Source organism: Streptomyces sulfonofaciens (assembly GCF_014656295.1).
Taxonomy (GTDB): Bacteria; Actinomycetota; Actinomycetes; order Streptomycetales; family Streptomycetaceae; genus Streptomyces; species Streptomyces sulfonofaciens.
Map to the genome: position 1 here is coordinate 1 of NZ_BNCD01000088.1, position 666 is coordinate 666.

Genomic DNA, 666 nt, shown 5'->3' on the forward strand with positions numbered 1-666 from the left:
GATGCTCGTATGCATTAGGAGGCAATGCCCCTAAAATATCGTTTTTAGCGACCCTGTCATTAAAACGAAAGGCCTCTATCACGCATTTTTCTTTATCTAAAATCATGAGATTGGCTTTTTTAGGGATCATTTCTAAACGCAAAATAAAATTTTCACTCTTATAAGCCAAATCTTTAGCGCCTGTGATTTCTAAAATCCGATCGTTATCAATGATGTTTGCTTGTAAGATTTTGGCGTTTTTAGTGAATTTATTCAAACAAAAATCTAACGCTAGGGTGTTTTTTAAAACGCCCTCTATTGGTTTTTTTGACAAACCGATATAAGGCGTGTTCAAATCTAAAACAAAGGCGTGTTTTTCTTTAGAAAAAGTTTCCAATAAAAAACCAGATGCACTCAAGCGTTTGAGATTAAAATGCGTTTGAGCGTTTAAAAATTCGCTGAATTTCTTTAAAAGAAAAAATTTCATTCTTGCGCCTTTAATTTTTCCTTAGCGAAAGAGATCGCGCTCTCTATATTCTCGCTCCCCCCTATCATGCGCGCGATTTCTAAAACCCTTTCTTCGTTATTGAGAGTTTTTGCAAGGCTTTTGTGGTTTTCTTTGAAGACTAAAATATGGTTTTTAGCGAGCGCTGGGATATGGACTTGGTGCGAAATGGCAAAGATTTG

Annotated in this window: 2 protein-coding genes; both read right to left on the reverse strand. The window is 35.9% G+C overall.

What is annotated here, in order from left to right; all coding sequences use genetic code 11:
* A partial coding sequence (locus tag IE313_RS36695; protein WP_229925204.1) for a putative RqcH family protein occupies positions 1-466 on the reverse strand: 466 nt, incomplete at its 3' end.
* Positions 463-666 (reverse strand): DNA repair protein RecN (locus IE313_RS36700; protein ID WP_229925205.1); only part of this gene is annotated, 204 nt, incomplete at its 5' end. The genes IE313_RS36700 and IE313_RS36695, both read right to left, overlap by 4 nt.